This window comes from Achromobacter sp. SIMBA_011 (genome assembly GCF_046535435.1).
Taxonomy (GTDB): domain Bacteria; phylum Pseudomonadota; class Gammaproteobacteria; order Burkholderiales; family Burkholderiaceae_B; genus Achromobacter; species Achromobacter dolens.
In genome coordinates this window covers 1-409 of sequence record NZ_JAWRWN010000080.1, presented here as the reverse complement: position 1 = coordinate 409, position 409 = coordinate 1, and the positions used below count along the sequence as shown (strand labels likewise).

The window sequence follows — 409 nt, the reverse complement described above, 5'->3', positions numbered from 1 at the left end:
AGGCTGCGCTCCAGCGCCACTTCCAGGCTGGGGTGTGCGCCGAATGAGGCAAACACGCCGCCGGTGCGCGGGTTCATCAGGGTCACGCACATCACCGGGAATTCACCGCCCAGGGACGCGTCCTTGACCAGCACCGGGAAACCCTGGGCTTCCAGACCCTGGATACCGGCCAGGATGCTCGGGTACTTGGCCAGCACCTCGGCGGGTACATCCGGCAAGGCGAACTCACCTTCGATGATTTCCCGCTTCACCGCGCGTTCGAAGATCTCCGACAGGCACTGTACCTGGGCTTCCGCCAGGGTGTTGCCCGCGCTCATGCCGTTGCTGAGGTAGAGGTTTTCGATCAGGTTGGACGGGAAGTACACCACCTCGCCATCCGACTGGCGCACGAACGGCAGCGAAACAATGC

1 protein-coding gene is annotated in these 409 nt (G+C 63.6%); it reads right to left on the bottom strand.

Going from position 1 to position 409, the window contains the following annotated elements:
* A partial coding sequence (locus SB816_RS30000) for a YcaO-like family protein (protein ID WP_410547992.1) occupies positions 1-409 on the bottom strand: 409 nt, incomplete at both ends.